The organism is Pseudomonas brassicacearum (assembly GCF_003732175.1).
Lineage (GTDB): Bacteria > Pseudomonadota > Gammaproteobacteria > Pseudomonadales > Pseudomonadaceae > Aquipseudomonas > Aquipseudomonas brassicacearum_G.
In genome coordinates this window covers 1-19,443 of the sequence record NZ_MOBI01000030.1, presented here as the reverse complement: position 1 = coordinate 19,443, position 19,443 = coordinate 1, and the positions used below count along the sequence as shown (strand labels likewise).

The 19,443-nt window shown below is 57.1% G+C and carries 19 protein-coding genes; 12 read left to right on the top strand and 7 right to left on the bottom strand.

All coding sequences use genetic code 11. The features are described from left to right. Positions 1–34 precede the first annotated feature (34 nt). Positions 35–400: a DUF6124 family protein gene (locus BK658_RS26815; RefSeq protein ID WP_123584922.1), complete on the bottom strand. Its 366-nt coding sequence runs from the start codon at positions 398–400 to the stop codon at positions 35–37. 320 nt (positions 401–720) lie between these two features. Then, complete coding sequence (locus BK658_RS26810; protein WP_123584921.1) at positions 721–1,629, bottom strand: LysR family transcriptional regulator; 909 nt, start codon at positions 1,627–1,629, stop codon at positions 721–723. 101 nt (positions 1,630–1,730) lie between these two features. On the opposite strand from BK658_RS26810, the gene BK658_RS26805 reads away from it, so the two are divergent. The 5 genes from BK658_RS26805 (at position 1,731) to zapE (ending at position 6,523) form a co-directional block, all read left to right on the top strand. Then, positions 1,731–2,822: a polyamine ABC transporter substrate-binding protein gene (locus tag BK658_RS26805; RefSeq protein ID WP_123584970.1), complete on the top strand. Its 1,092-nt coding sequence runs from the start codon at positions 1,731–1,733 to the stop codon at positions 2,820–2,822. A 13-nt stretch (positions 2,823–2,835) separates the two neighbouring features. Further along, positions 2,836–3,795 carry an agmatinase gene (gene speB / locus BK658_RS26800; protein WP_123584920.1) on the top strand — a complete coding sequence of 320 codons (960 nt, stop codon included), beginning with the start codon at positions 2,836–2,838 and terminating at the stop codon, positions 3,793–3,795. A gap of 326 nt (positions 3,796–4,121) precedes the next feature. After that, positions 4,122–4,838 (top strand): helix-turn-helix transcriptional regulator, encoded by a 717-nt coding sequence (locus BK658_RS26795; RefSeq protein ID WP_123584919.1) that lies wholly within the window; start codon positions 4,122–4,124, stop codon positions 4,836–4,838. 51 nt (positions 4,839–4,889) lie between these two features. Next, positions 4,890–5,231, top strand: a complete 342-nt coding sequence (locus tag BK658_RS26790) for a nuclear transport factor 2 family protein (protein ID WP_123584918.1) — start codon at positions 4,890–4,892, stop codon at positions 5,229–5,231. Positions 5,232–5,404: 173 nt separating this feature from the next. Beyond that, positions 5,405–6,523 carry a cell division protein ZapE gene (gene zapE, locus BK658_RS26785; protein ID WP_123584969.1) on the top strand — a complete coding sequence of 373 codons (1,119 nt, stop codon included), beginning with the start codon at positions 5,405–5,407 and terminating at the stop codon, positions 6,521–6,523. Positions 6,524–6,533: 10 nt separating this feature from the next. Here zapE and BK658_RS26780 read toward each other — a convergent pair whose 3' ends face one another. Both BK658_RS26780 and BK658_RS26775 read right to left on the bottom strand, forming a co-directional pair. After that, a complete protein-coding gene (locus BK658_RS26780) occupies positions 6,534–7,439 on the bottom strand; it encodes an AraC family transcriptional regulator (RefSeq protein WP_123584917.1) in 906 nt (301 codons plus the stop codon). A gap of 89 nt (positions 7,440–7,528) precedes the next feature. Then, on the bottom strand, positions 7,529–8,392 hold the full coding sequence (locus tag BK658_RS26775; protein ID WP_123584916.1) for a phosphatidylinositol-specific phospholipase C domain-containing protein: 864 nt from the start codon (positions 8,390–8,392) through the stop codon (positions 7,529–7,531). A gap of 304 nt (positions 8,393–8,696) precedes the next feature. Between BK658_RS26775 and BK658_RS26770 the strand changes: the two genes are divergently transcribed. After that, the gene (locus BK658_RS26770; protein WP_123584915.1) at positions 8,697–9,533 is read left to right on the top strand and encodes a phosphatidylinositol-specific phospholipase C domain-containing protein; all 837 of its coding nucleotides are present in this window, start codon (positions 8,697–8,699) and stop codon (positions 9,531–9,533) included. Positions 9,534–9,595: 62 nt separating this feature from the next. On the opposite strand, the gene BK658_RS26765 is transcribed toward BK658_RS26770, so the two are convergent. Continuing rightward, positions 9,596–10,891, bottom strand: a complete 1,296-nt coding sequence (locus tag BK658_RS26765; protein ID WP_123584914.1) for a glycosyltransferase — start codon at positions 10,889–10,891, stop codon at positions 9,596–9,598. Between BK658_RS26765 and BK658_RS30085 the strand changes: the two genes are divergently transcribed. Both BK658_RS30085 and BK658_RS26760 read left to right on the top strand, forming a co-directional pair. Further along, the gene (locus BK658_RS30085) at positions 10,890–11,054 is read left to right on the top strand and encodes a hypothetical protein (RefSeq protein WP_185019907.1); all 165 of its coding nucleotides are present in this window, start codon (positions 10,890–10,892) and stop codon (positions 11,052–11,054) included. The two genes, BK658_RS26765 and BK658_RS30085, sit on opposite strands and share 2 nt — an antisense overlap. 17 nt (positions 11,055–11,071) lie before the next feature. After that, positions 11,072–11,950 (top strand): GntR family transcriptional regulator, encoded by an 879-nt coding sequence (locus BK658_RS26760; RefSeq protein WP_123584913.1) that lies wholly within the window; start codon positions 11,072–11,074, stop codon positions 11,948–11,950. A 2-nt stretch (positions 11,951–11,952) separates the two neighbouring features. Here BK658_RS26760 and BK658_RS26755 read toward each other — a convergent pair whose 3' ends face one another. Next, on the bottom strand, positions 11,953–12,315 hold the full coding sequence (locus BK658_RS26755; protein WP_123584968.1) for a response regulator: 363 nt from the start codon (positions 12,313–12,315) through the stop codon (positions 11,953–11,955). Positions 12,316–12,508: 193 nt separating this feature from the next. On the opposite strand from BK658_RS26755, the gene BK658_RS26750 reads away from it, so the two are divergent. The 4 genes from BK658_RS26750 to BK658_RS26735 all read left to right on the top strand — a co-directional run bounded on the left by BK658_RS26750 (position 12,509) and on the right by BK658_RS26735 (position 18,424). Then, the gene (locus tag BK658_RS26750) at positions 12,509–15,976 is read left to right on the top strand and encodes a response regulator (protein ID WP_123584912.1); all 3,468 of its coding nucleotides are present in this window, start codon (positions 12,509–12,511) and stop codon (positions 15,974–15,976) included. Continuing rightward, complete coding sequence (locus BK658_RS26745) at positions 15,977–16,798, top strand: CheR family methyltransferase (RefSeq protein WP_123584911.1); 822 nt, start codon at positions 15,977–15,979, stop codon at positions 16,796–16,798. It abuts the gene before it with no gap. Beyond that, positions 16,788–17,978, top strand: a complete 1,191-nt coding sequence (locus BK658_RS26740; protein ID WP_123584910.1) for a hybrid sensor histidine kinase/response regulator — start codon at positions 16,788–16,790, stop codon at positions 17,976–17,978. The genes BK658_RS26745 and BK658_RS26740 overlap by 11 nt, the downstream gene beginning before the upstream one ends. A 68-nt stretch (positions 17,979–18,046) precedes the next feature. Beyond that, the gene (locus BK658_RS26735; RefSeq protein WP_123584909.1) at positions 18,047–18,424 is read left to right on the top strand and encodes a response regulator; all 378 of its coding nucleotides are present in this window, start codon (positions 18,047–18,049) and stop codon (positions 18,422–18,424) included. Between the two features lie 73 nt (positions 18,425–18,497). Here the strand turns inward: BK658_RS26735 and BK658_RS26730 are convergent, their stop codons facing one another. Next, complete coding sequence (locus tag BK658_RS26730; protein ID WP_123584908.1) at positions 18,498–18,869, bottom strand: DUF6124 family protein; 372 nt, start codon at positions 18,867–18,869, stop codon at positions 18,498–18,500. Positions 18,870–19,443: the final 574 nt, after the last annotated feature.

Sequence of the window (19,443 nt, the reverse complement as noted above, 5' to 3'; positions counted from 1 at the left end):
CACAAGGGCCCCCCGGTGTTGCTTGTTACTGCGGTCAATCCGGTGGATCGAGGTGATCCAGGGCGCGATTTACGGCGAGTTCGGCCAGGGAAATCATCTGCTGGATCGCCAGTGCGGTATTGCGTTTGGGGCCTTCGAGTTCGAACGCCAGATCGCTGGCCATGACATTCGCCGAGGCGAGGGTCTCGCAGGTGTGGGCCAGCAGGGTTTCACTGTCGACATCCGGGGCAATGACGAAAATGCAGCCGGGGCGTCGGTCGGCCAACAATTGCTTGGTCTCGGGCAGCACCAGGTAATGATCGAGCGCACGGTGTGCGGCGGCGTGGAGTTCTTTTGAATCGAGGGAAGCGTAGGGGGAAACAGGGTCCGTTTCGGGGGGATTTGGGGTAGCTTTGAACATGGCGAATCTCCTTACTTAAAAGTGGAGTCGCAACCTATTGCTACCAAACGATAGGGTGGCGACTGAACGCAGGTTGGTAGACCGGGTAAGGAAACCGGCGCACCCGAAGGCGCCCTGCGCACAGCCGCCATAACAAACAGCAGACGACAAAAAGCGTCAACTGAATGGAAATGTCGGAGCTGTGCGCCTTACCTCGGGCTACCAAACCCGATCGCTGATAATCAGCGACACGGAAACGATAGAGGCGAGGACCAAAGCGCACAAGCCGGCGGATTCTGGCGCAGGTGTAGGCAGCGACGCAAGGTGTTGTAGCCTTTGGTTTATCCGTTGGCCGACAAATTAAACGCCGCCAACAAATCCTCTTCAAACGCCAACTGCGCATCGCCCGGCACCTGCGCGCGGTGTCGGGCCAGGTGGAAGTTCACGTCAAAACTCAACGCTGGCTGGCCAACCGCTTTGATCAAGCCTTTGTCTTCCCACGACCGGGCGAAGTGGTCGGGCAGGTAGCCAACGTGTTTGCCGGAAAGAATGAAGGCGAGGGTGCCTTCGACCTGTTCCGAACGCGCCGAGCTGAGTTTGCTGTGCAGCGGTTCGTCACTGCGCAGGAAGCGGTAGGGGTGATCGACCCGGTCGGTGTTGCGCAACGCTTCTTCATCCGGTGCGTCGTTGTTGAACAGCGGATGCCCGATCGCGCAATACAGGTGCTGGGTTTCGCTGAACAGCGAACGGTAGTCGAAAGCGCTTTGCACCTGGGAGAAGTAACCGATCGCCAGGTCCAGCCGCTGTTGCAACAACAGCCGTTCCATTTCCCCGGGCATCGCGCTGATCAGCTCGATGCGCACCGATTCATCCCGTTCACGAAAGCGTCGAATCGCCTCGGCGACCTGTTGCAGCACGGACTGATCGAGAGCTTCGGACAGCCCCAGGCGCACCTCGCCGATCAACCGTCCGGCCACGCCATTGGATTGATGGCGGAAGGCTTCGATGGACTCGAACAGCCCGCGAGTCGCCAGCAGTAACTGCTCACCCTTGGGCGTCAGCCTGAATCCGCCTTTGCCGCGACTGCACAACCGATAGCCGAGGCGGGTTTCCAGCTTGGCCATTTGCTGACTGATGCTCGACTGGCTCAGGCCTAGTTCACCTTGTGCAGCGCTGAAGCCGCCGCATTCGACGACGCTGACGAACAGGCGCAGCAGGTGCAGATCCAGATCATGCAGTTGACCGAGCATCAAACATTACTCCAGGCGAAAGTCAGGATAATAAACTTAATATTTTTCCAATGTATCTTTCGCTGCAAGCTGCAAGCACTTCAATCGCTCAGGTGCTCGTCATGGTTACGGCTCTCAGGTTTGCGTTTCCCGCGTTAATGTTGGCTGCGGCCCTGTCGGCGCAGGCTGAAGAAAAGGTCATCAATCTCTACAGTTGGGCCGATTACGTGGCACCCGAAACCCTGCAGCGCTTCGAGCAGGAAACCGGCATCCATGTGCGCTACGACACCTTCGACACACCGGAAGTCCTGGAAACCAAACTGCTCACCGGCGGCAGTGGTTATGACGTGGTGGTGCCGTCTTCCAGCGTGCTGGCCCGTGGGCTGGCGGCCGGGGCGCTGAAGGAAATTCCCCACGATCAGCTCAAAGGCTACGCCAACCTTGATCCGGATTTACTCGGCAAACTCGCCGCCGTCGATCCCGGTAACCGCTATGGCGTGCCGTATACCTGGGGCACTCTGGGCTTGGGCATGAACGTCGAGGCCGTGGAGAAGCGCTTGCCCGGCGTACCGCTGAACAGCCTGGACTTGCTATTCAAGCCTGAATACGCCAGCAAGTTGAAGGATTGCGGCATCGCGATCATCGATTCGCCGCAGGAAGTCATCGGCCTTGCGCTGCATTACCTCGGTAAAGATCCCTACAGCACCGACAAGAATGATCTGGCGGCTGCCGAAGCCTTGTTGCACCAGCTACAGCCTTCCGTGTTGTACGTCGCCAGCGGCCGACAGATCAATGACCTGGCCAACGGCAGCGTGTGCCTGGCGCTGACCTACAACGGTGACGCCAGCATGGCCGCCGATCAGGCGCGCAAGGCCAACAAAACCTTCGAAGTTGCCTACCGGATTCCTACGCAGGGCACGCTGGTCTGGCAGGACAATCTGGCGATCCCGAAGGATGCTCCGCACCCGGAAGCCGCGCGGGCCTTCATCGAATTCATGTTGCGCCCCGAATCCGTTGCAGCGCTGACCAACACGCTGTTTTTCGCCACCGCCAACCTCGCCGCCACGCCTTTGGTTGATTCGGCGGTGCGCAATGACCCAGACATCTTTCCGCCCGATGACGTACGCGGCCGGCTTTACGCCGACCAGACCATGAGCCTCAAGGACATGCGTCAGCGCACCCGTCTGTGGACCACTTTCCGTAGCCGCGAATAACAAGGATTGCTTCATGGATATCTCTGAACAGAACGACCAGGCCATCACTCGCGACAGTCTTTACGGGACTGCCGCCGAAAGTACCTACGCCGGTATCACCAGTTTCATGCGGCGCCGTTACAGCCGAGACCTGCGTGGTGTGGATGTGGTGGTCAGCGGCGTGCCGTTCGACACGGCTACCAGCAACCGTCCCGGCGCACGCTTCGGGCCTCGGGGGATTCGCGCCGCGTCGACCGGTATCGCCTGGGAACGTCACTGGCCATGGACGTTTGACCCGTTCGATCATTTGGCGGTGATTGACTATGGCGATTGCGCCTTCGACTCCGGTACGCCGGAGTCGGTACCGGACAGCATCGAAGCCCATGCCGAGAAAATCCTCACGGCGGGTTGCGCGATGTTGACCTTCGGCGGCGACCATTTCATCAGCTATCCGTTGCTCAAGGCCCATGCCCGCAAGCACGGCGCCTTGTCGCTGATCCATTTTGATGCGCACAGCGACACTTGGCCGGACGAAGATGGCAAGCGCATCGACCACGGCACGATGTTCTGGCACGCAGCCAAAGAAGGCCTGGTCGATCCATCGCGTTCGGTGCAAATCGGCTTGCGCACCACCAACAACGATCACCAGGGCTTTGAAGTGCTGGACGCACGGCACGTGCATCGGCGCGGCTGTGACGCGATCATCGAAGCGATTCGTGCCCGGGTCGGCGATAACCCGGTGTACCTGACCTTCGACATCGACTGCCTCGACCCGGCCTTCGCGCCCGGCACCGGCACCCCGGTGTGCGGTGGCTTGAGCACGGTGCAAGCGCTGGAGATTCTCGGCGGCCTGCGCGGGATCAATGTGGTGGGCATGGACGTGGTGGAAGTCGCGCCGGCGTACGACTGCGCGGAAATCACCTCACTGGCGGCGGCGACACTGGCGATGGAGATGCTGTGTTTGTACGCGGCTAAACACAAGGTCGATCGCTAACCCTGTGGGAGCGAGCTTGCCCTAATGCCAGTCAGTAACATAAATCTTTCGCCTGGCGGAAATTTGTGGCGAGGGGGCTTGCCCCCGCTCGGCTGCGAAGCAGTCGTAAACCGGCAGATGCATTCTCCCTGATGAAAGACGACCATCGAATTTAGGGCCGCTTTGCGACCCAGCGGGGGCAAGCCCCCTCGCCACAGATTAGGCGTCTGACTTACCAGCACCAGGGAAAGCCCGCTCCTTCACAGGAGGGGCATTTGCTGCTGACAGTTTCTGACAGTGGCCTCTGCTAAGCTCCGCCGACCTTCATTCCACAGAGCAGGCTGATCGTGTCGCGTACCAGTCGGTTGTTGACCTTGTTGCAAGTGCTGCGCGGTAAAAGTCGTCCGGTGACGGCGGCGACACTGGCCAGTGAGCTGGAGATCTCGGAGCGTACGCTGTATCGCGATATCGCGGAACTGACGGCCCTCGGTGCGCCGATCTTTGGCGAAGCGGGTATCGGTTATGTGCTGCGCAGCGGTTTGTTTCTGCCGCCGCTGATGCTCAATGCCGACGAGACGGAAGCGGTGGTGCTGGGTTTGCGTTATGTCGATCAGCGTGGCGATGAGGTGTTGAGCAAGGCCGCCGCCGATGCGTTGGCGAAGATTGCCGCGGTGCTGGCGCCCGACGCTCAGGAGGCCTTGCGCAACCCGACGGTCTTGCCGGGGCCGCCGGGTTATGGCTATCCGCAAAACGCGGTGGAATTGAACGTGTTTCGCCAGGCGATTCGTGCGCAGGCCAAGTTGCATATCGATTACGCGGACGTGAACAAAACCCCTAGCCAGCGGTTGATCTGGCCGTTGGCGCTGGGGTTTCTGAATGAGGCGCGGGTGATCGTTGCCTGGTGCGAGTTGCGCGGGGATTATCGAACGTTTCGTACCGACCGGATTGCCGCTGCCCGAGAGCTGGGTGAGCGCTATCCGGGGCGTCGTAGTGACCTGTTGCGCGCCTGGCGCAAGGCAATGCAACTGGATGAAACAGGGCGTTTCACTCCTGACAAGAACTGACACGAGGTTGTTTTAGCATGGCTCCAGAATCAATCAACAAGGAGCCGTACCATGTCGAACCCAGCCGTTTCACTCGCACCCGCCATTGCCGCCTATATCGCTGCCGCCAATGCTCGTGACAGTTCGGCGGTCGCCAGTTTTTTCGCCGAGGATGCCAACGTTTTCGATGAAGGCGCCCATCAGGTCGGCACCCACGCCATCGCCCAATGGATGGAAGACACCGCACGCCGTTACCAGCCTCGGGTCGAGGTGCTGGATGTGCAGCAACGCACCGGAAAAGTACTGGTCAGTAACCTGATTTCCGGCACGTTCCCCGGCAGCCCGCTGGAATTGCGCTACATGTTCCGTCTGAACGAACAAGGCAAAATTGCCCGACTCGATATCTCGCTCTAACTACATCCGCTATTGATCGTTCCCACGCTCCCGCGTGGGAATGCCTCTTGGGACGCTCCGCGTCCAGTGACGCAGAGCGTCACGGGCTGCATTCCCACGCAGAGCGTGGGAACGATCATCCGTCGACAAACACATGCCATACTTGGCGTTTTGTGCACTGACCAATGGCCGATATGACTTTCGATTCGCCCCTCAGCGCTTACCAATACGCAATCAAGCAAAAAGGCTTCGTCCCCGATGCCGCGCAAGAACATGCCGTTCTGGCGTTACAGCACTGTCACGAAGCCTTGCATCAAGGCCGAACGCCGGTCACCGGGGTTTACCTCTGGGGGCCGGTCGGGCGTGGCAAGACCTGGTTGATGGATCAGTTTTACCAAAGCCTGCGTGTTCCGGCGCGGCGTCAGCACTTTCACCATTTCATGGGCTGGGTGCATCAGCGCTCGTTTCAACTGACCGGCACGGCCGACCCGCTGCGAGCGCTGGCCCGTGAGTTGGCCCGGGATGTGCGGGTGCTGTGTTTTGACGAATTGTTCGTCAATGACATCGGTGACGCGATCATCCTCGGGCGATTGTTTCAGGTGATGTTCGACGAAGGCGTGGTGATGGTCTGCACTTCCAATCAACCACCGGATCAGCTCTACGCAGACGGTTTCAACCGTGACCGGTTTTTGCCGGGGATTGCCGCGATCAAAGGCCACATGCAAGTGGTGGCGGTGGAGGGTGGCGAAGATCACCGATTGCATCCTGGCGCAGCTCTGCAGCGTTATTGGGTCAGCGCACCCGGTCAGCACGATCCGATGAGTGAGGTGTTCAAACAACTGACCGAAGGACAGCCGGTATCCAGCGATTCGGTCACCATCGGCTATCGCTCGGTAACGGTCGTCAAGGCCAGTGAAACCGTACTCTGGTGCCGTTACGGGGACCTGTGCGAGCAACCATTTGCGGCGATGGACTTCATGGCACTGTGTGACCGCTTCAACGCTATTCTGTTGAGCGAAGTCCCCAGTCTCAGCGCCCATCAGCGTCCCGGCCGCATTGCCCGAGGCACTGAGGATGGCGCCGAGCGCGTCGAGGCCGGCGACCGTGAACTGCCGCAATTGTCTATACACGATGACAGCGTGCGGCGCTTCATCGCGCTGGTCGACGAGTGCTACGACCGCAAAGTGCCGCTGTACCTCGACGCGCAGGTGCCGATGGATGAGCTGTATACCGAGGGTTACCTGGAGTTCCCGTTTCGCCGGACCCACAGCCGGTTGAAAGAAATGCAATTACAGCGCTTTGCCGAAGCCTGAAACTATTAGGCTAACCGAGATTTTGTTCGGTCAAACGCTGCACCGCCAGCCGACGGTAATGGGAAGGGGTCATCCCTTTGAGTTGCTGAAAGCGTCGGTTGAAGTTGGAAATATTGTTGAAGCCCGACTCGAAGCACACCTCGGTCACCGGTTTATCGCCATCGGCCAGCAACTCGCAGGATTTACTGATGCGCAAGCGATTGACGAACTCGATGAAACAGCGCCCGGTAGCCTGCTTGAAGACTCGCGAGAAGTAGGTCGGTTTCATGCCCAGATGTTCGGCGACTTCTTCCAGTGGCAGTTCGCGAGCGTAGTGGGCAAAGATGTAATCCACCGCCCGGTTGGTGCGGTCGATGTTATGTTCGTCGGCCAATTGCGGCGTGGTGGCACCGGACAGCAACTGGTAATCGTCGGTGGCCGCCAGCAACTCCAGCAGAATGAAAAAGTACCCGAGGCGGGTAACGCCTTTGGCGTCGGCAATCCGCTGCATCAGGTCCATCGCCTGGCGAATCGTGTGTTTACACCGAAACTCGATGCCGTACTGCGCACGCTCCAGCAGGGGTGTCAGGCTCTTGAGCTCGGTGAACACCTGATGGCCGCTTTCGAACAGCTCATCGGTGAAGTTCACCAGCATGTCGCGCTTGGGCACCACTTCGTCTTCGGCGACCTGGCTGATCCAGTTGTGGGGCAGGTTAGGGCCGGTCAGAAACAGCGTTTCGGGGTAAAAATTGCCGATGTAATCGCCGATGAACACCTTGCCCGAGCTTGCGACAATCAGGTGCAGTTCATATTCCTTATGGAAATGCCAACGCACCAGCGGGCAGGGGAATCCGTGCTGGCGATAAATGATGGACAACCCGTTATGGTCGTCCATCAATTCGTATGAGGGGTCGGTGACTCTTGCCGCTCGGGTCATGGCTGCACGCTTGTGGGTATCTGCAGCCGATAATGCCTCCTTCAAGAAAGGGACACCAGTCTTGAGTTACGCGCCCGGCGCAAGCGCGATCAGCCCATGCTGACGGCCTTCATACTGTTGGCTATCCAGCAATAACGAACAATTTCGGACTCTTCGACAAAGTCGGTGTTGATAATGCAGCAGCGGCTCACCCAGTCCCGTGATTGATGAAACCAGTCATTGATAGCGTTCTTGATGTCCACGGGACCTCCAAGAAACGAATAGCTGGTGGCTGACAGGGACCATAGAAAATTGCCGGAATGCTCAGTACTCAAGGTGTTGGCAATGTGGTTGCGCAAATCGTCGATATCAGTGAATAGCTTGTCGCTCCACTTGTGAACAACTCTCGGCCAGAACGTGGTTTCATCAAGATCATCCGGCCCGTGGGCGGCCAGCACTAGCCTGCGATGAGGGCTGGCTCGCTTCAGTTGCCCGATGGAGAGCCGCGATTGTGCAAATGGAATGGTTGTGTGTCCCAGCCGCCTCAAGAGCAAGGCGTTGAACTTTTTATAGTCGAAGGAGTGCTTGCCACCCGCCAGAAGGTGAAAATCAAGCACGATGAACTCGTTAGGATTGCGTTGAAGAAACGCCAGAACGGCGTCGATAAGTTCATCCAGTACGCGATGAGACTCCAGGCCATTGTGGTGAAAGTAAAAAATATCCTGATCGTGTCCCGGCTTATACCCCAGGCGTATATCGAACGCTCTGACACCCTGGGCCAGTTGCCAGGGAAATGTATCGTTTTGACAGGTTGTCCAATGGCCGATAACCACGTCGTAGTTAGGGGCCTTTTTATCCATGCCGCAATTGTGGGCGCCTGGCCAGATAATGTCGGTTAACTTCAGGGTGTCGATATCCAGGACTTCGTTCATCCAGGCCTGCTTGTTTAAATGTCCTGCAGTGTTTTGTGGCATGTGTGCTCCTGCTGTCTGTTGCACGTGTCAATCCATAGACGCGCGGTATGTTTTTTGGGTGTTGAGTGCTGAGCCTTCGCGGACACAGGCTGCACATAACAAGATAAGTGCAGTGTGTACCGGGTGACAGCTACTACGATCCTTTTGTTACGTAGGAATACGCTGGCGGCACAGTAATATATTGTCAATCTTGAGGTTGTTGGGTGAGTGGTTAGTTGGCGTGTATGCGGATATAAAGATAGCGAAAGTTGCGATGAGCACATTGTCATGCTGCGCGCAAAAACACATACGTATTGGATGAAATATGGCTAACAATTTTTATAAATGGATGACCGACATGCCTGTCCTCGACGGCTTGACATTGGGAGAGTTGGTATTGCCAGGCGCTCACAATTCGGGCGTCGACAAAAAGGCTGCTTATGCCGTTCCGGGCGTCAGCCACTGGGCAGCTTGCCAGAATAATAGTTTTTACTATCAACTGGTCAATGGTGCCCGCGCACTTGATCTCAGGCTTGAGTATGACGGCAAGGGCGGCTTCTGGTTTCAGCACAATGGATATCGATCTTCTCGGGCCCTGGAAGATCTGATCATGGCCGTGGACAGATTCCTTGAGCAAAATCCCGGTGAGTTCATTGTCCTGAATTTTCAGCAACTGAGTTCCAATAGCAGTCGCTTCGACGAAAAAGAATTTTCTCGACTGCTGACGCAACACTTGGGAGGCCGGGTGATTCCCCCCGAAAATCGTTATTTGACGTTGGGGGAGCTAAAAAGTGTCAGTCCATTTCAACGTGTCATGCTGGCGTCTTATGGGGACGTTGATCGCAGTTACTTCAATTGGGGACTCAGAGGCGAATGGACGGGGATAGACCTTGCCAGTGTCGCTGATGTAAAGGTGTTTATTACCAAAACCATAGAGTATCCAGAGGGTGTTGGGATGCCATGGTCAATGTCCGCCACGAGTTACGGTTTGGCACAAGGGCCTGTGAACATAACCACTCATTTGAATGAGTGGTTTGACCCGGCTCGCAATGAAAGGGTGTTGAATTGCAGCGTGATCAATGTTGATTTCTTTGAAGAGTCGGCGCTGGTTGCTCATTGCATGGAAGCCAATCTTATGAAGGCGAAAGCGAAACAAAAGTGACGCTTTGTTGTGTCGGGCTCGACCGAAAAGTCAGCATGAACGACCCGCGGGTTAACGAAAGCTTAACCGTTAGTGCGGTTTTTTTCTTCAATCCACTGCGACATATATTGAGTGCTCTTGTGCTGATGGTGCCGCAACATACTGCCGATAAAGTTATCATTGCGCTGTTTCAACAGGTTTTCGCGGCAACCCATCAGCCGATCAATCAGTGCCGGGCCATGGACGCGCTGTTGGTAACGACCGGCCAATAGTTTTATGCCGGCGTTTTGAGCAAGGGTCCACTGCGTCTTGTCTTGGTATAGGCGCACGGCTGCATCGGCAAGGCTTTGGGCGCTTTCGGCGATCGCGCCCGGCCAAGGCATATTCCCCGACATGCCTTCGGCACCGACCGGCGTGGTGACATTCGGAGTGCCGCAAAGCATGGCGTCGACAATCTTGCCCTTGATGCCAGCGCCGAATCGTAGCGGTGCCAGGCAGATGCGTGCCGCAGACATGACCTGCAAGGCGTCTTCGGCCCAGTTCATCACATGAAACCCTTGGCTCGGGTTGTGCAATGCGGTGGCTTTGGGCGGTGTGTAGGCGCCATAAATGTGCAGTTGCGCACCGGGTAGTTGTTGCCGGATCAGCGGCCAGAGAGTGGTTTTCATCCAGAGTACGGCGTCCCAGTTAGGCGCGTGACGGAAATTGCCGATGCTCAGGAAGTGCGCACGGTCCTCGAAGGGGGTGAACGGCTGAGTGATCGGGTCGATCATCAACGGGCACCAGTGCAGCACCTGACGCGGCAGTTTGAACTGCTCGATCAGCAACTCAATCTCGACCTCCGAGATCATCAGGTTCAGGTCGCAACGGAACAGCGCGGCAATTTCACGCTTGGCCAGGTCGGTTTCGGCCATGAGCTCGAACTCTTCACGCAACGCCGGGGCGAACAACTCGCTGAAGTCATTGGCGTCGTCACTGGCCTTCAGGCGCTCCTTGAGCCGCTGGTGGCGGGCATGTCGCAAGCTCTGCAGGTCAGAGGTCTCAAGTACGCGCAAGGCGCCCGGGCAATGTTTCTCAACACGCCAGCCGAACTGTTCTTCCATCATGAACTGATCGAACAGCACGATATCCGGAGCCAGATCGCTGACGAAGGTATCGAAACTGCTGTTGTTCAACTCGATGGGGACTTCACGAATACCCAGCTCCGTCAGATCGGCCTTGTGTTCGCCCGCACCGGCCGGGCTGCTGAACGTGATGTCCCAGCCTTGCTGTAAAAACGTTTCAAGGATTTGCATCACGTGTCCGCTGGCTGCGGAAGAGCGCGGCTCGGGCCAGACGTAACCAATGACCAGGACTTTGGTTGCGCGGGGCTGACTCATGAACGGGATTTCCTTGATGCAGGCAGAAGACTGGGAAGAAACGAGGGGCGCAATTAAACCACAGCTGATGGTGTTTATTGTGCCCGGCAATCGTCCAACGATGCCTTATGCGCTTGTATTGACTGGAAGTTTCCCGATTCATGAGTTAGCGTCTGACAGCTGATTCATGGACGTTTTTCGATGACCCAACCCACCGCACTTCAGACTAAAGTCGCCTCGCAGATTCTCATGGCGATCCGGTCTGGCGAGTTAACACCCGGCAGTCACCTTAAAGAGGTCGAACTGGCCGAGCGCTTTGGCGTGTCTCGCTCACCGATTCGTGGGGCGCTGGTCTATCTGGCGCAAGAGCTGGTGATCGGACGCTTGCCGCATCAGGGTTATTGCGTGCTGGATACACCGCTCAGCGATGAGTTGGCCAAGGTCAGTCTGCCGATCGGTGAGGATGAGGAGTTGTATCAGCGGTTGATCGATGATCGACTGGCTCAGGCGATTCCCGATCAGGTGATGGAGAGTGATCTGTTGCGTCGTTACGGTGCCAGTAAAGCGGTATTGCGCCGTTGTTTGCTGCGGTTGTCCGACGAAGGGGTCATGCAGCGCAAACACGGGCACGGCTGGATGTTTTTACCCACGTTGAGCTCGGCAGAAAAGCGCTTCGAAAGCTATCGTTTCCGCATGCTCCTGGAACCTGCGGGTTTGCTCGAACCGACCTTCAACCTGCCGCGTGAACGTCTACAGCGTTGTCGTGAAAAGCAGCAGGCACTGCTCGAAGGTACTCCCGACAGCCTGAGCTTTTTCGAAGCCAATGCCGAGTTCCACGAGTTATTGGCTGCTGCGTCCGGCAATAGCTTCATTCTGCAAACCGTGCAGCAGCAAAACCGCCTGCGCCGGCTGACCGAATTTCACACCGTGTCCAATCTCGAGCGGGTTCGCACCTCGTGCCGCGAACACCTGGAAATTATTGATGCGCTAGAGCACGGCGATCGGGAATGGGCATCGACCTTGTTGTACCGCCATCTGAAAGTCGCCAGCACCCTGAACGAAATGCCCAAGAAAGGCTGAGTTCAGGCCGCGAGCATGCTCAGAACCTTGTCGCGCAACTGCTCAATAGAGAACGGCTTGCCAATCACCGACATGCCTTCCGGCACGTCGATATTTTCCGCATAACCACTGGCAAACAGTATCGGTAACGCCGGACGCAGCTCGCGCGCCTGTGCAGCCAGCTCCCGGCCATCCATCCCCGGCAATCCCACATCGGTCATCAGCAAATCAATGATTTGCGCGCTATTGTTGATCAGGGCGAGCGCTGCTTTGCCACTGTCGGCCTCCAGCACCTTGAACTCGAGTTCTTCCAGCACGTCGACGATCAGCATCCGCACGATGCTATCGTCTTCGACTACAAGGATGGTGGGCGCTGTGGCGGACATGGTGGCGGCTCTCGGAAGAAGGCGTTCGGTCACGGGTTGATTGTAGTTACCGACGTGAGTCGACAGGGTAACCATTCTCGCTGAATCATGCAGAACGATGCAGGATATTGCCGCAAGGTTGTCAGAAAAAAGGATCCGAGAGGCGTTTATGGAGCAAACTCCTTCACTTACAACGGTTCACCAAGGCCATCCAATGACTTCTTCGTCTTCGGTTGATGAGCAAGGTTTTCGCAAACTCCTGAGCCGCAATATCAGCCTGCCGCTGGGTATGGGCGTGCTTAGCGCGGTATTTTTTGTCTCTTTGATCACCTATCTGTTGTCGGTGATTCAATGGGTCGAGCACACGGACCGGGTGATCAATAACGCCAACCAAGCGTTAACGCTGACGGTCGATCTGGAAACCGGGATGCGTGGTTTTCTGTTGTCCGGTGACGAGCATTTTCTCGATCCCTACGAAACGGCCAAACCGAGGATCATCGCAGCGCTCAAGACCTTGCAGGAACTGACGGCCGATAACCCGCCACAGGTTGATCGCCTGCGCAGGATCGAGGCGTTGCAGGTCGAGTGGAACGATTACGCGCAGACCATGATCGATTTGCAGCACCGCAGCGGTGATTACCGGGCTGCCGTGAAATCCGGCCGCGGTAAGCGACTGACTGATGAAATCCGCAAGCAGTACGAAGATGTCATCGACATGGAGCAACAGTTGCGTATCACGCGCAACGAAGAGGTTCGACGCACGACGATCTGGAGCATTTCCCTGTATTTGCTGTTGGTTGCCGGTATCAGTGGTTTGCTGGCCTACATCGGCCGTCGCGATTTGCTCAGTCTGTCGAAAAGCTACAGTGCCAACCTCGCGGCGCAACAGAGCAGCGCGCAACGTCTGGAACAACAAGCCTGGCTGCGTAATGGCCAGACCGAATTGGCGGAACAGGTACTTGGGCAACTGACGTTAAATCGGCTGGGTCGCAATATTCTGCAGTTTTGCGCGCAATACCTCGGCAGCGCCGTCGGCGCGATGTACGTCAAAGAAGAGCGCGGAGGCCTCACGCGCATTGCCTCTTATGGTTTCTCCCGCGAGCAGGAAGGGCGCGAGCAAGCGATCAACAGTGGCGAGGGCATTACCGGCCAGGTGGCACAGCAAGGCCGGCTGATCCGTCTGGATGAAGTGTCGGCCGGCTATTTCAAAGTCAGCTCCGGGTTGGGTGAGGGTGTGCCGTGCAGTGTGCTGGTGGTGCCGACCCGTGATGACGATCGAGTCAACGGTGTCATCGAACTGGGGTTTCTGCGTGCCCTGACCGAGCGCGATGTCGAGTTGCTGGAGCTGATAGCCGGGAATATCGGCACCTCCATCGAAGCGGCGCGTTATCGCCAACGATTGCAGGAAGTCCTCGCCCAGACCCAGCAACTCAATGAAGAGTTGCAGGTGCAGCAAGAGGAACTGAAGACTGCCAACGAAGAGCTGGAAGAACAGTCGCGGGTGCTCAAAGAGTCGCAGTGGCACCTGGAGACTCAGCAGGTCGAGCTTGAGCAGACCAACGAGCAGCTAGCCGAACAGCGCGATGCGATGGATCGCAAGAACGGTGAGTTGAATCAGGCCCAGGTACAACTTGAAGAGCGTGCGCAAGAGTTGCAGCGTTCCAGTCAGTACAAATCCGAATTCCTCGCCAATATGTCCCACGAACTGCGCACGCCGCTGAACAGCTCGCTGATTCTCGCCAGGTTGCTGGCAGAGAACCCACAACAAAACCTCAGCGCCGAACAGGTGATATTTGCCGAGTCTATCTACTCGGCCGGCAACGATTTGCTCAACCTGATCAACGACATTCTCGATATTTCCAAGGTCGAGGCCGGCAAGCTGGAAATACGCCCGGAGAACACCAGCGTCGCACGGTTGGTCGATGGCTTGCGCGGCATGTTTGAACCGTTGGCAGCGCACAAGCATTTGGCGTTCAACGTCGAACTGCAAACGGATGCGCCGTTGATGGTGTTCACTGATCGTCAGCGTCTGGAGCAGGTGCTCAAGAACCTGTTGTCGAACGCTATCAAGTTTACCGAGAAGGGTAGCGTCAACCTGACGGTCGCCAGGCAGGCGGGCGAGGGCATTGCTTTTATCGTTCGTGACTCGGGCATCGGTATTGCCCGCGATCAGCAGGAAGGTATTTTCGAGGCCTTCCGTCAGGCCGATGGCAGTACCAACCGTCGTTACGGTGGCACGGGGCTGGGCTTGTCGATTTCGCGTGACCTGGCAGCGTTGCTCGGCGGCTCGATCAGCGTCATCAGCGAACCGGGGCAGGGCAGCTCATTCACGCTGGTGTTGCCTGTGCAGTATGTCGACCTCGGCGATGAGCCGCGTGAGCTGCTGAAGATCGTACCGGTCGCCGCAGCTTCCAAGGTGACTGCCGCGCCTGTGCCGCTGATCGTCGAAGCGAAGATTCCGCGCTTTGCGGATGACCGTGACAAAGCGCCGTTCACTCGCCGTTGCATGCTGGTAGTGGAAGATGAAGTGAACTTTGCACACATCCTCTTCGACCTGGCCCACGAGCTGGGCTATCAATGCCTGGTGGCTCACGGCGCCGATGAAGGTTACGACCTGGCGACACAATTCATGCCCGATGCAATCCTGCTGGACATGCGCCTGCCGGACCATTCCGGGCTGACGGTGTTGCAGCGCCTGAAGGAACATGCCGAAACCCGGCACATCCCGGTTCACGTGATTTCCGTCGAGGATCGCGTCGAGGCCGCCATGCACATGGGCGCCATCGGTTATGCGCTCAAGCCGACCACCCGCGAAGAGCTCAAGGACGTATTCGCACGACTGGAAGCCAAATTGACGCAAAAGGTCAAACGCGTGCTGCTGGTGGAGGACGATGACCTGCAACGCGACAGTATTGCCCGGCTGATCGGTGACGATGACATCGAGATCACCGCTGTCGGCCTGGCCCAGGAAGCATTGGACCTGCTGCGCGAGACGATCTATGACTGCATGATCATCGACCTGAAACTGCCGGACATGCTCGGCAATGACTTGCTCAAGCGCATGTCCACCGAAGAAATCTGCTCGTTCCCGCCCGTGATCGTCTATACCGGGCGTAACCTGACCCGCGATGAAGAGGCGGATCTGCGCAAGTATTCACGCTCGATCATCATCAAGGGCGCGCGCTCGCCAGAGCGCCTGCTTGACGAGGTGACACTCTTTCTGCACAAAGTCGAATCGCGGTTGTCCCATGAGCGGCAAACCATGCTCAAGACTGCCCGCAGCCGCGACAGGGTCTTCGAAGGCCGCAAGGTGCTGTTGGTGGATGATGATGTGCGCAATATCTTTTCCCTCACCAGCGCGCTGGAGCACAAGGGCGCTATCGTGGTGATTGGCCGTAACGGTCGTGAAGCGATCGAGAAACTCAATGAGGTGGATGACATCGACCTGGTGCTGATGGACGTGATGATGCCGGAGATGGACGGATTCGAAGCCACCATCGAGATCCGCAAGGACCCGCGCTGGCGCAAGCTGCCGATCATCGCGGTGACGGCCAAGGCCATGAAGGACGATCAGGAGCGCTGCCTGCAAGCAGGTTCCAACGATTACCTGGCCAAGCCCATCGACCTGGACCGCCTGTTCTCGCTGATTCGCGTGTGGTTACCGAAGATGGAACGTATCTAAGTGGAACGAAATACCGACATCGAACTGCGGTTGCTGGTCGAAGCGATCTACCTCAAATACAGCTACGACTTTCGTGATTACTCCGGCGCTTCGATCAAGCGTCGGGTCAATCACGCCTTGCATCAGTTCGAGTGCAAGACCATTTCCGCGCTGCAGGAGCGGGTACTGCACGACCCGACGGCGTTCATGCAGTTGCTGCAATTGCTGACGATTCCAGTCAGCGAGATGTTTCGCGACCCGGCACACTTCCAGGCCATTCGTCAGGAAGTGGTGCCACTGCTCAAGACCTATCCTTCGATCAAGATCTGGATTGCCGGGTGCAGCACGGGCGAAGAGGTCTATTCGATGGCCATTCTGCTGCGCGAAGAGGGTTTGCTGGAGCGCACCATCATTTACGCCACTGACATCAACCCACGCTCGCTGGAAAAGGCCAAACAGGGGATCTTTTCGCTGGCGAACATCCGCGCCTACACCCATAACTACCAGCAGGCCGGTGGTCGATGCTCGTTCGCCGACTACTATACGGCAGCGTATGACCACGCGATTTTCGACAAGACCCTGTGTGAGAACGTGACCTTTGCCGATCACAGCCTGGCGACTGACAGTGTCTTTACAGAAACTCAATTAATTTCATGTCGCAATGTATTGATTTATTTCAATAAAAAATTACAGGATCGCGCCTTCGGGCTGTTTCATGAGTCGCTGTGTCATCGTGGTTTCCTGGTGCTGGGCAGTAAGGAAACCCTGGACTTCTCGACCTATGGCAAGCAGTTCGAACCTTTGGTCAAACAAGAACGGATCTACCGCAAGCATGCTGAGTAATATCCAGGCCAAATTGCTGATTGTCGACGATCTGCCAGAGAACCTGCTGGCGCTCGAAGCGTTGATCACGCGTGAAAATCGCACGGTGCACAAGGCGCTATCCGCGGACGAAGCCTTGTCATTGCTGCTGCAACACGAGTTCGCCATCGCCATCCTCGATGTGCAGATGCCCGGCATGAACGGCTTCGAACTGGCCGAACTGATGCGCGGTACCGAGAAAACCCGGAGCATTCCGATTATTTTCGTCAGTGCGGCCGGGCAAGAGAGTTATTACGCGTTCAAGGGTTACGAAAGTGGCGCCGTGGACTTTTTGCATAAACCGCTGGATATCCACGCGGTGAAAAGCAAGGTCAACATGTTTGTCGACCTGTACCGGCAGCGCAAGGCGATGAAGCTGCAGGTCGACGCCCTGGAGCAAAGCCGTCGTGAGCAGGAGGCGTTACTCAAGCAATTGCAGGCCACGCAGAGCGAACTGGAGCAGGCCGTGCGCATGCGCGATGACTTCATGTCGATTGTCGCTCACGAGGTCCGTACACCGTTGAACGGGCTGATCCTCGAAACCCAGCTGCGCAAGATGCACCTGGCCCGGGACAATGCTGCAGCGTTTACCCTGGACAAGATGCACGCGATGGTCGATCGCGATGAGCGGCAGATCAAGAGCCTGATTCGCTTGATCGAGGACATGCTCGATGTGTCGCGGATTCGCACCGGCAAGCTGTCCATCCGCCCCAGTCGTTTTGACCTGACGCAGTTGACGGGTAACCTGTTGCAGGATTTTGCACCGCAGGTGGAGTCTGCCGAGTCGTCGGTGACGTTTGTCGCGCCGCTGCCGGTGGAAGGCAATTGGGATGAATTTCGCATCGAGCAGGTGGTGTCCAACTTGCTGACCAACGCTCTGCGTTACGGTGCCAAACGTCCAATCGAGGTGCGCGTGTACAGCCAGGACGGCGAAGCCCGAATGGAGATCAGAGACCAGGGGATTGGCATCAGTGAGGAAAACCAGAAGCGTATTTTTCAGCAGTTCGAGCGTGTGTCGGCGAAAACCGTGGTGGCCGGACTTGGCTTGGGGCTGTTTATTTCCGAGCAAATCGTCGCCGCCCATGGCGGATCCATCACCGTTGAGAGCAAGATTAATCAAGGTTCGTTATTTCGTGTTTGTCTACCGCTGAAGGAAAACTGACAAAGCAACGCAACCTCTGCGTGACCGAAGGGTCGTATCAGCAGCTATTGACCGAACAAAGGCTTCCCATGAGTGAAGATGCACAAGACGTCGTATTGATCGTTGAAGATGACCCTTCGATCCTGATGGTGCTGGTCGCCTATCTGTCGGGTGAAGGCTATCGGGTTTTGCAGGCTGTAGATGGCGAGCAGGCTTTTGAAATTCTCGCGAGCAAACCGCACCTGGATATGATGATCACCGATTACCGTCTGCCCGGTGGCATCTCCGGGGTACAGATTGCGGAACCTGCGGTGAAGCTGCGACCTGAACTCAAGGTGATTTTCATCAGCGGTTACCCGCAGGAAATTCGTGAGTCTGGCAGCCCGATCGCGCAAAAGGCTCCGATCCTGGCCAAACCGTTCGATCTGGATGAATTGCAGGTCTTGATGCACGCAATGCTTTCGTAAGCTCCACGCAATACCCCGAGCAGCCGAAGACTGCGATCTTTCCAGGATCAAAGATCGCAGGCTGCGCCAGCTCCTACGCTGGTTCAGGTGTATCGAGGTGATCCAGTGCACGATTCACCGCCAACTCGGCCAGAGAAATCATCTGCTGAATCGCCAGCGCGGTATTGCGCTTCGGACCTTCAAGCTCAAACGCCAGGTCGCTGGCCATGACATTCGCCGAGGCCGGGGTTTCGCAGGCGTGGGCCAGCAGGGTCTCGCTGTCGACATCTGGTGCAATGACGAAAATGCAGCCGGGACGCCGGTCGGCTAACAGTGCCTTGGTCTCAGGCAGTACCAGGTAGTGATCGAGCGCACGGTGCGCAGCGGCGTGAAGTTCTTTTGAATCGAGGGAGGCGTAGGGGGAGACCGGATCGGTTTCGGGCGGATTTGGCGTGGCTTTGAACATGGTATTGGGTCCTTAAGGTTGGAGCTGCCACCACTTCGCGACTAAACGAATGGGTGGCGGCTGTACGCAGGTTAGTCGACCGGGGACCCAAGGAAATCCGGCGCGCCGAAGCGCCCTGCGCACAGCCACCATCAAGTGCAGGGATAGGGAATATCTGACTGATTGTTGCGTGATACGCCTTGGAGAACCGCGAGCGACTAAACCCGATCACTGATAAGCAGTGACACGGAAACAATAGAGACGACGACCAAAGCGCACAAGCCGGCGGATTCTGGCGTAGGTGTAGGTCGCTACGCAAGGTGCTGTAGCCCGAGGCGAAGGCCGAGTCGGCAGGTATAAACACTCGTAGCAGCTGTCGAGCCCGCGAGGCTGCGTTCGGTCTGGGCCGCATCCGGACAGAGCGGTCGTAAAATCAAGCAACACCTTCTTTCAGGCAAACCGCGTACACAGGATTGGCGAGGACTTGATCGTTCCCACGCTCCCGCGTGGGAATGCAGCCCGTGACGCTCCGCGTCCCTAGAGGCATTCCCACGCAGAGCGTCACTAGTGTCCGGTAAAAACTGAAGGGGGAGCT

Bases quoted from the DNA above. Each gene is read 5' to 3' on its own strand.
- BK658_RS26815 (WP_123584922.1), bottom strand. From the start codon at position 400: ATGTTCAAAGCTACCCCAAATCCCCCCGAAACGGACCCTGTTTCCCCC.
- BK658_RS26810 (WP_123584921.1), bottom strand. From the start codon at position 1,629: ATGCTCGGTCAACTGCATGATCTGGATCTGCACCTGCTGCGCCTGTTC.
- BK658_RS26805 (WP_123584970.1), top strand. From the start codon at position 1,731: ATGGTTACGGCTCTCAGGTTTGCGTTTCCCGCGTTAATGTTGGCTGCG.
- speB (WP_123584920.1), top strand. From the start codon at position 2,836: ATGGATATCTCTGAACAGAACGACCAGGCCATCACTCGCGACAGTCTT.
- BK658_RS26790 (WP_123584918.1), top strand. From the start codon at position 4,890: ATGTCGAACCCAGCCGTTTCACTCGCACCCGCCATTGCCGCCTATATC.
- zapE (WP_123584969.1), top strand. From the start codon at position 5,405: ATGACTTTCGATTCGCCCCTCAGCGCTTACCAATACGCAATCAAGCAA.
- BK658_RS26780 (WP_123584917.1), bottom strand. From the start codon at position 7,439: ATGACCCGAGCGGCAAGAGTCACCGACCCCTCATACGAATTGATGGAC.
- BK658_RS26775 (WP_123584916.1), bottom strand. From the start codon at position 8,392: ATGCCACAAAACACTGCAGGACATTTAAACAAGCAGGCCTGGATGAAC.
- BK658_RS26770 (WP_123584915.1), top strand. From the start codon at position 8,697: ATGGCTAACAATTTTTATAAATGGATGACCGACATGCCTGTCCTCGAC.
- BK658_RS30085 (WP_185019907.1), top strand. From the start codon at position 10,890: ATGAACGGGATTTCCTTGATGCAGGCAGAAGACTGGGAAGAAACGAGG.
- BK658_RS26765 (WP_123584914.1), bottom strand. From the start codon at position 10,891: ATGAGTCAGCCCCGCGCAACCAAAGTCCTGGTCATTGGTTACGTCTGG.
- BK658_RS26760 (WP_123584913.1), top strand. From the start codon at position 11,072: ATGACCCAACCCACCGCACTTCAGACTAAAGTCGCCTCGCAGATTCTC.
- BK658_RS26755 (WP_123584968.1), bottom strand. From the start codon at position 12,315: ATGTCCGCCACAGCGCCCACCATCCTTGTAGTCGAAGACGATAGCATC.
- BK658_RS26750 (WP_123584912.1), top strand. From the start codon at position 12,509: ATGACTTCTTCGTCTTCGGTTGATGAGCAAGGTTTTCGCAAACTCCTG.
- BK658_RS26740 (WP_123584910.1), top strand. From the start codon at position 16,788: ATGCTGAGTAATATCCAGGCCAAATTGCTGATTGTCGACGATCTGCCA.
- BK658_RS26735 (WP_123584909.1), top strand. From the start codon at position 18,047: ATGAGTGAAGATGCACAAGACGTCGTATTGATCGTTGAAGATGACCCT.
- BK658_RS26730 (WP_123584908.1), bottom strand. From the start codon at position 18,869: ATGTTCAAAGCCACGCCAAATCCGCCCGAAACCGATCCGGTCTCCCCC.